An 8800-nucleotide genomic window follows, 5' to 3' on the forward strand; every position below is an offset into this window, starting at 1 on the left:
GGCGGCCGCTGGCGTTCGCGCATGGCTTCCACTTCTTCCGGGGTGCAGTCGCTGTAGTAGGCGGTGCCCTGCTCCAGCATCTGCGCAATCACTTCGCGATAGCGATCCATGCGCTTCATCTGGTAGAACGGACCTTCATCATGCTCCAGGCCCAGCCATTGCATCCCCTCGATGATGGCCTGCACCGCTGCCGGGGTGGAACGCTCGACGTCGGTATCTTCGATACGCAATACGAAGGTGCCGCCGAAGCGACGGGCATAGGCCCAGGAGAACAGCGCCGTGCGGGCGCCGCCCAGGTGCAGGTAGCCGGTGGGACTGGGAGCGAAACGGGTACGAACTTGAGTGGCAGTCATGATAGCGAGTAAAAACCAGGCCGGCGCTGGAGACCAGGGCCGGCCATCAGTCTGGGGAATTCAATCGGAAAGGCGCCATTTTAACGCCTTTGCAGGCCGGCACGCCATGCCGGCGGCCAGCCTGCGGGGCGGCATCAGTCGTTCTGCACCACGATGCTGGGGAACTTGCTGGTCATGTCGCGCGCCTTCTCGGCCACCTTCACGGCGACCTTGCGAGCGATGGCCTTGTAGATCTCGGCCACCTTGCCCTCAGGATCAGCCACCACGGTGGGCTTGCCGGAATCAGTCTGCTGGCGGATTTCCATGGTCAGCGGCAAGGCGCCCAGGAAGTCCACGCCGAAGTCGGCACACATCTTCTCGCCACCGCCTACGCCAAAGATGGGCTCGGCATGACCGCAGTTGGAACAGACATGCATACTCATGTTTTCCACGATACCCAGGATGGGAATGCCGACCTTCTCGAACATGCGCAAGCCCTTGCGCGCATCCAGCAAGGCGATGTCCTGCGGCGTGGTGACGATGACCGCACCGGTGACCGGCACCTTCTGCGACAAGGTCAGTTGCACGTCGCCAGTGCCGGGCGGCATATCGACGATCAGGTAATCCAGGTCGCGCCAGTTGGTCTGGTCCAGCAATTGCTGCAGGGCCTGGGTGACGATGGGGCCGCGCCAGACCATGGGTTCGTCGGGGTCGATCATGAAACCGATGGACGATACCTGCAGGCCGTGGTTTTCCAGCGGCTCCATGGTCTTGCCATCCTTGGTCTCGGGCTGGCCGGAGATGCCCATCATCATGGGCTGCGAGGGACCGTAGATATCGGCATCCAGAATGCCCACACGCGCCCCCTCGGCCGCCAGCGCCAGCGCCAGGTTCACGGCGGTAGTGGACTTGCCCACCCCACCCTTGCCGGAAGCCACGGCGATGATGTTCTTGACGTTGCTCTTGAGCTTGATGCCGCGCTGCACCGCGTGCGCCACGATCTTGAAGGTAACGTTGGCCTCCACGCCAGTGACGCCCGGCAACTTGCCCAGCGCCGCTTCGACCAGTTGGCGGATCGCTGCGATCTGGCTGGCCGCCGGATAACCCAGCTCCACGTCCAGCAGCACGCGGCCGCCCTCGACACGGATGTTGCGGGCTTCCTTGCCACGGATCAGGTCACGGCCGGTGTTGGGGTCGATCACCTGCAACAGGGCCGCTTTGATCTCTTCCACGGTAATGCTCATTGTTTCTCCTTGCTCAGAACCCGCAAGTCTAAACCAATCAGGCCCGCGCCGCCCTGTGGACGGATCAAGCCGGACAGCGCTGACGACCCGCAAAAAAGCATTTCAATGGAGCAACTACTGCGCCACAGGGCCGCTGGCTGATAGAATGCCCCTCTTTACAGGCAGTTTTCTTGCTGTTTTTGCGCGCACGCGCCTTAACCTACTTGCATCGTCCGTATCGCCAATGAGCACTTCCGCACCTCGCCAACTCTTCGTCACGACCGCACTCCCCTACGCCAACGGCGCTTTCCACATCGGCCACATCATGGAATACATCCAGGCCGACATCTGGGTCCGGTTCCAGCGAATGCAGGGCAATGAGGTGCATTTCGTCGGCGCCGACGATGCCCACGGTGCGCCCATCATGATCGCCGCCGAAAAGGCCAACATCACGCCGCAAGAGTTCGTGGCCAACATCGCGGCCGGTCGCAAGCAGTACCTGGACGGCTTCCATATCGCCTTCGACAACTGGAGCTCCACCGACAGCCCGGAGAACCACCAACTGTCGCAGGAGATCTACCGCGCCCTGCGCGACGAGGCCAAGCTGATCTCCACCAAGACCATCGACCAGTTCTATGATCCGGTGAAGAACATGTTCCTGCCGGATCGCTACATCAAGGGTGAATGCCCCAAGTGCGGTACCAAGGACCAGTACGGCGACTCCTGCGAAAACTGCAGCGCGGTCTATTCCCCGACCGATCTGAAGAATCCTTACTCCACGCTGTCGGGCGCCACGCCGGTGATGAAGTCGTCTGAACATTTCTTCTTCAAACTGTCTGACCCGAAGTGCGTGGCCTTCCTGCGCGAATGGGCGCTGGACAATGACCGCCTGCAACCGGAAGTGGCCAACAAGGCCCGCGAGTGGCTGGATGGCGAAGGCGGTCTGGGCGACTGGGACATCAGCCGCGACGCGCCCTACTTCGGCATCGAAATCCCGGATGCGCCGGGCAAGTACTTCTACGTCTGGCTGGACGCGCCCATCGGCTACCTGGCCTCGCTGAAGAACTACTTCGTCAAGACCGGCCGCGACTTCGACGCCTTCATGGCCGACGACAAGACCGAGCAGTACCACTTCATCGGCAAGGACATCACCTACTTCCACACCCTGTTCTGGCCTGCCATGCTCAAGTTCGCCGGCCGCAAGACGCCCACCAACGTCTTCGCGCACGGCTTCATCACGGTCAGCGGCGAGAAGATGTCCAAGTCGCGCGGCACCGGCATCTCGCCGCTGCGCTACCTGGATATCGGCATGAACCCGGAATGGCTGCGCTACTACATCGCCGCCAAGTTGAACGCCAAGGTCGAAGATGTGGACTTCAACCCGGACGACTTCGTCGCCCGCGTCAATGCCGACCTGATCGGCAAGTACGTCAACATCGCCAGCCGCGCTGCCGGCTTCATCGCCAAGCGCTTCGAAGGCCGCGTGTCCACTCAGTGGGCCAGCGCTGACGATGCCTTCCTGGTCAAGCTGCGCGGCGTGGCCGACGAGATCCGCAGCCTCTACGAGCAGCGTGAATACGGCAAGGCCTTGCGCCTGGTGATGGAGCAGGCCGACGCCATCAACGCCTACGTGGACGCCAACAAGCCGTGGGAACTGGCCAAGGACAGCGCGCGCGACGCACAGCTGCACGAAGTCTGCAGCCGCCTCTTGGAAGCCTTCCGCATCCTGACCATCTACTTGAAGCCGGTGCTGCCGCAACTGGCCGCCCAGGTGGAAACCTTCCTCCAGGTCCAGCCCTTCCAGTGGAGCGATGTCACCGCGCCGCTGGCCGATGGCCATGTCATCAATGCCTATTCGCACCTGATGCAGCGCGTCGATCCGAAGATGCTCGATGCCCTCTTCGAAGCACCGGAAGCGCCTGCCGCTGCTGCCGCCGAAGCCACAGCCGCAGAGAGCGACATCGAGGAACTGGCACCGGAAATCTCCATCGATGACTTCGCCAAGGTCGATCTGCGCATCGCCAAGATCGTCAATTGCGAAGCCGTGGAAGGTTCCACCAAGCTGCTGCGCCTGACCCTGGATGCCGGCGAAGGTCGCACCCGCAACGTCTTCTCCGGCATCGCCTCGGCCTACAAGCCAGAAGAACTGGTCGGCAAGCTGACCGTGATGGTGGCCAACCTGGCGCCGCGCAAGATGAAGTTCGGCGTCTCCGAAGGCATGGTGCTGGCGGCCTCGGCCAAGGATGAGAAGGCCAATCCGGGCATCTACGTGTTGAACCCGTGGCCGGGTGCCGAGCCGGGGATGCGGGTACGTTAAGCCCCCAGCGCCGCATAGCCTGAGCAGGAGGAAAGAAGGTCATGAATCTGGTAATACGTGAAGCCACCTCGGAGGACGCCAGTCTGATTGCCGAACTGACACGCCATAGCTGGGCCAACAAGGTGGCGCCCAGTTCTTCCGGCCACCGCGAGGCGCCGGACCATGTGCAGGAAGACTTGCAGCATGGCGGTGCCTTCATCCTGCTGAGTGGCGAAACGCCGGCCGGTTCGGTGCGCTGGCTGCCGCTCGATACCGAAAGCGATGTCTGGGAAATCCGTCGCATGGGCATCGCCCCAGCCTTCCGCGGCGAGCGCCTGTCGCAGCATCTGATGGAAGCCCTGATCCACCGCGCCCAGTCAGCCGACGTGCGCGAACTGCGACTGGCGGTGCGCACCGACCAGGCGCAACTGGTCGACCTATACGCGGCCTTCGGCTTCGAGATCGCGCCGGAACTGGAATACACCCGTGCCAATCCGCAGGAAGCCCCGCCCATCGTGATGCGGCGGGTGATGCGGCACTGATTCCGTCCCGCTGTTCTTCCTTCCTCTCCCCCTCAAAGCGACGCCTGGTGCGTCGCTTTTGTTTTATCCGAGCCATCCGCAGCGACAGGAGCGAGCGCCTATCGGGCTGCAAGAACATTTGTTCATCAAGCCGTAACAATGGCTCGCTACCATCGTGAAAACGTTGTCAGGTGGCCGTGCTGTCTGGCCTGCCGGGGGGCAGGTCCGGGCATGGACCGTTTCTTCACTTTCACGACATCAGAACAAATACCATGGCCCAAGGGGATAGACAGGAAACCGCCTATATGGCGGTACGCGTGGCGCGACTGTATTACTTCCAGAACATGACCACCGCCGCCATCGCGGACGAAATCGGCACCTCGCGCGCCACCGTCTCGCGCCTGCTGTCCTATGCGCTGGATCGAGGCCTGGTGGAAATCCGCGTACACGATCCGCAGCAGGTTTCGGGCAGCCTGGAAGCAGCCATTTCCCATCACTACCGCCTGCGCTCGATCCAGGTGGTGCCGGTAGCAGCCGCCGCCTCCGAGAAGGAAAACCTGCAGCGCGTCACCGGCCATGCCGCTGCCTACGTCAATTCGCTGGTCACCCCCGGCACCGTCATGGGCCTGGCCTGGGGTACCACGGTGGCGCACATCGCCGACCAGTTGCTGCCGCGCCATGTGCATGACGTCGACGTGGTGGCGCTCAATGGCTCAGGCAGCGGCGCCAGCTTCATCAACAGCTTCAGCGAATCCATCGTCTCGCGCTTTGCCCAGAACTATGGCGCGCGCGCGCATCACCTGCCGGGTACGGCCTTTCTCGACTACNNCCGAACCCGCAGCGCGCTGTGNCGCGAAAAGAGCATCAAGGCCATCCGCGACCTGCAGGACCGTGCCTCCATCCTGCTGTTTTCCATCGGGGCCGAGGCTACCGGAAGCTACATTCATACCGCTGGCTATCTAGGCGAAGAAGAACGCCGCATCCTGCGTGAAGACGGCCTGGTCGGCGATATCGCCACCGTATTCTTCCGTGCCGACGGCAGTTGGCGCGACGTCGCCATCAATGCCCGCAACAGCGGCCCCGACATGGACTGTTTCACCCGCGCCGCCCACTCGCTGTGTGTGGTCGCGGGCACCGGCAAGCTGCCGGGCCTGAAGGCGGCCCTGCGTGGCGGCTTCATCAATGAACTGATCATCGACGAACCGAGCGCACGCCTGCTGGTCGAGCAGATCCGCAGCGGCGCGGCGTCGGTCTGATCCGGCAAGAGGGGAACGACACATGGCAGCCATTTCCTTGCAGGGCGTCTGCAAGCAGTGGGGCGAGGCCCAGGGCGTCAAGGGCATCGATTTCGAGGTGAAGTCGGGTGACTTCACGGTCTTGCTGGGGCCATCGGGCTGCGGCAAATCGACCACCCTGCGCCTGATCGCAGGACTGGACAAACCCACCAGCGGCAGCATCCACATCGGCGGCCAGGACGTGACGCAACTGCCACCGGCGCAGCGCAAGATTTCCATGGTGTTCCAGTCCTACGCACTGTTTCCGCACCTCAACGTGCGCGACAACATCCTCTTCGGCGTGCGCGTGCGCAAGGAGCCGCGTGCCGGTTACGAAGCGCGATTGAAGCGCGTGGCCGACATCCTGGGCCTGACGCATCTGCTGGAACGCCGCCCCGCACAGCTTTCCGGCGGCCAGCAGCAGCGTGTGGCACTGGGCCGCGCCATCATCGCCGATGCCCCGGTGTGTCTGATGGATGAGCCGCTATCGAACCTGGATGCGCAATTGCGCCAGGAGATGCGGCGCGAGATCCGCGCCCTGCAGCAGCAGTTGAAGATGACCATGATCTACGTCACCCACGACCAGACCGAGGCCATGAGCATGGCCGACCAGGTGATCCTGCTGCGCGAGGGCCGCATCGAACAGGATGCGCCACCGGCCGATCTCTACGCCCAGCCCGCGACCACCTTCGCCGCCCGCTTCATCGGCACGCCGCCGATGAACCTGTTGCCGCTGGAAGCCCATGCAGAAGGGCTCTCCATCCCCGGCAGCGAGGTCATCCTCAAGGACCTCGGCCAGACGCCGTTGCACCTGGGCCTGCGGCCCGAGCACATCCACCTGGCGGACGCCGGCGTGCCCGCCGTGGTGGACAACGTCGAATATTTCGGCGCCGACACCATCGTGGCCGCACGCATCGGCGCGGCGCCCCTGCTGGTGCGCGCGCCGGGGCGACACAAGCTCCGTGCTGACCAAGCCATCCACCTGGCCTGGCACGCTGAGGACCAGTATTTCTTCGAGCGCCACAGCGGCCTGCGCCGCCCCTGACCCGCACCACGATTTCCGCAGCAAGCCAACCTTCCACCTCATGGAGATGCATCATGCGTAGAACCTTCCTGAAGTCCCTGGCCGCAGTGGCCATCACGGCCGTTTTCAGCGCGCCGGTGCTGGCCGCCAATCCGGTCGAGATCAGCTTCTATTACCCGGTCGCCGTGGGCGGCGCAGTGACCAAGACCATCGACAGCATGGTGGCCGACTTCGAAAAGGCCAATCCCGACATCAAGGTCAAGGCCATCTATGCCGGCACCTACCAGGAAAGCATCGTCAAGGCGCTGACCGCCTTCAAGGGCGGCACCCCGCCGACGCTGGCCGTGCTGCTGTCAACCGATCTCTTCACCCTGATCGATGAGAACGCCATCGTGCCCATCGACAGCCTGGCCAGCAGCGCCGACGACAAGAAGTGGATCGACGGCTTCTACAAGGGCTTCATGGAAAACAGCCAGACCGACGGCAAGACCTGGGGCATTCCCTTCCAGCGTTCGACCATCGTGATGTACTACAACAAGAACCTCTTCAAGGAAGCCGGCCTGAACCCCGACAAGGCCCCCGCCAACTGGAACGAGATGGTGGAAGCCGCCAAGAAGCTGACCAAGCGCGACGCTGCCGGCAACGTCACTCAATGGGGCGTGAAGATTCCTTCCACCGGCTTCGGCTACTGGATGTTCCAGGCCATGACCGCCTCCAATGACACGATCCTGATGAACAGCGCCGGCACCAAGACCTATTTCGACCAGCCCGGCGCGGTGCAGGCCCTGCAACACTGGGTCGATCTGACCACCCGCGACAAGGTGATGCCCGCCGGCTCCATCGAATGGGGCACCACCCCCAAGGACTTCCTGGAGCAGAAAGCCGCCATGGTCTGGACCACCACCGGCAACCTGACCAACATCCGCACCAACGCCAGCTTCCCCTTCGGCGTGGCGATGCTGCCGGGCATCAAGCATCCGGGCAGCCCCACTGGTGGCGGCAACTTCTACGTCTTCAACAAGACTTCGCCGGCCGAGCAGCAGGCCGCCATGAAGTTCATCCGCTTCGCCACCGAACCGGCGCGTGCTGCGCAGTGGTCAATTGCCACCGGCTACGTGGCGCCGCGCCAAGATGCCTGGGATACCCCGGAGATGAAGAAATACCTGCAGGACGTTCCGGCCGCCGACGTCGCGCGCGAGCAGATGAAGTATGGCGTGGCTGAACTGTCCACCCACGACAACCAGCGCGTGACCAAGGCTCTGAACGACAATCTGCAGGCCGCCCTGTCCGGCACCAAGACGCCGCAAGCCGCCCTGAAGGATGCCCAGCGCGAAGCCGAGCGCATCCTGCGCAGCTACGGCCATTAAGGCGCCTCCGTTGCACATGGCCTGCCGATGAAACGCCTGCCCTCCTCCGTGATCCCCTGGCTGCTGCTGTCGCCGGCGATGGTGTTGCTCTTCGCCTTCACGCACTACCCGGCGCTGGCCACGCTCTGGCACAGCTTCTTTTCCACGCCCAAGGGAGCCCGGCCATCGGTCTTCGTCGGCCTGGAAAACTATCGCCTCATGGTGGACGATCCGGTGTTCTGGCAGGCCCTGTGCAACAACCTCTGGTTTGCCCTGGGCACCATCCCGCTGGCCATTGCCCTGGCCATCCTGATGGCGCTATGGGTCAATGAGAAACTGGCCGGGCGGGGGCTGCTGCGCCTGGCCTATTTCACCCCGACCGTGCTGCCGATGATCGCAGTGGCCAATATCTGGCTGTTCTTCTATACCCCGCAATACGGCTTGCTGGAGCAGATCACCGGCGCGCTCAGCCTGCCCTCGCACAACTGGCTGGGCAATCCCGACACGGTGCTGGGGGCGCTGATGGTGGTGGCGGTGTGGAAGGAAGCCGGATTCTTCATGATCTTCTACCTGGCCGCGCTGCAGCAGATCTCGCCGGTGCTGGCCGAAGCGGCCGCGCTGGAGGGAGCCTCGCGCTGGCAATACTTCTGGCGCGTGCAGTTCCCGCTGCTGATGCCCACCACCCTCTTCGTGTTGATCAACGCACTCATCAACGCCTTCCGGCTGGTGGATCACATCGTGGTGATGACCAAGGGTGGCCGGACAATGCCAGCACCCTGCTGCT

General features: G+C 63.3%; 7 protein-coding genes and 1 pseudogene. 6 read left to right on the forward strand and 2 right to left on the reverse strand.

Annotation, left to right across the window (positions count from 1 at the left end; translation table 11 throughout):
* Positions 1-353 (reverse strand): glutamate--tRNA ligase (locus I5W_RS25525; RefSeq protein WP_044531359.1); only part of this gene is annotated, 353 nt, incomplete at its 3' end.
* A gap of 134 nt (positions 354-487) precedes the next feature.
* Complete coding sequence (apbC, locus tag I5W_RS25530) at positions 488-1576, reverse strand: iron-sulfur cluster carrier protein ApbC (protein WP_017454709.1); 1089 nt, start codon at positions 1574-1576, stop codon at positions 488-490.
* Between the two features lie 223 nt (positions 1577-1799).
* On the opposite strand from apbC, the gene metG reads away from it, so the two are divergent.
* From metG to I5W_RS25560, 6 genes and pseudogenes are all read left to right on the forward strand, one after another.
* Complete coding sequence (gene metG / locus I5W_RS25535; RefSeq protein WP_044531360.1) at positions 1800-3872, forward strand: methionine--tRNA ligase; 2073 nt, start codon at positions 1800-1802, stop codon at positions 3870-3872.
* 41 nt (positions 3873-3913) lie between these two features.
* Positions 3914-4393, forward strand: coding sequence for a GNAT family N-acetyltransferase (locus tag I5W_RS25540; RefSeq protein ID WP_013235036.1), 480 nt, complete (start codon positions 3914-3916; stop codon positions 4391-4393).
* 284 nt (positions 4394-4677) lie between these two features.
* Positions 4678-5628, forward strand: coding sequence for a sugar-binding transcriptional regulator (locus tag I5W_RS25545; protein WP_441294740.1), 951 nt, complete (start codon positions 4678-4680; stop codon positions 5626-5628).
* 22 nt (positions 5629-5650) lie between these two features.
* Positions 5651-6691, forward strand: a complete 1041-nt coding sequence (locus I5W_RS25550; protein WP_044531362.1) for an ABC transporter ATP-binding protein — start codon at positions 5651-5653, stop codon at positions 6689-6691.
* Between the two features lie 53 nt (positions 6692-6744).
* Positions 6745-8037, forward strand: coding sequence for an ABC transporter substrate-binding protein (locus tag I5W_RS25555; RefSeq protein ID WP_044531363.1), 1293 nt, complete (start codon positions 6745-6747; stop codon positions 8035-8037).
* Positions 8038-8064: 27 nt separating this feature from the next.
* A pseudogene (locus tag I5W_RS25560) lies at positions 8065-8800 on the forward strand (carbohydrate ABC transporter permease); the annotation flags it as partial.

Origin of the sequence: Herbaspirillum sp. B65 (genome assembly GCF_000333555.1) — a bacterium.
Taxonomy (GTDB): Bacteria; Pseudomonadota; Gammaproteobacteria; order Burkholderiales; family Burkholderiaceae_D; genus Herbaspirillum; species Herbaspirillum rubrisubalbicans.

Excerpts from the sequence above, each read along its gene's own strand:
- metG (WP_044531360.1), top strand. The coding sequence starts at position 1,800 with ATGAGCACTTCCGCACCTCGCCAACTCTTCGTCACGACCGCACTCCCC.
- apbC (WP_017454709.1), bottom strand. The coding sequence starts at position 1,576 with ATGAGCATTACCGTGGAAGAGATCAAAGCGGCCCTGTTGCAGGTGATC.
- I5W_RS25550 (WP_044531362.1), top strand. The coding sequence starts at position 5,651 with ATGGCAGCCATTTCCTTGCAGGGCGTCTGCAAGCAGTGGGGCGAGGCC.
- I5W_RS25555 (WP_044531363.1), top strand. The coding sequence starts at position 6,745 with ATGCGTAGAACCTTCCTGAAGTCCCTGGCCGCAGTGGCCATCACGGCC.
- I5W_RS25540 (WP_013235036.1), top strand. The coding sequence starts at position 3,914 with ATGAATCTGGTAATACGTGAAGCCACCTCGGAGGACGCCAGTCTGATT.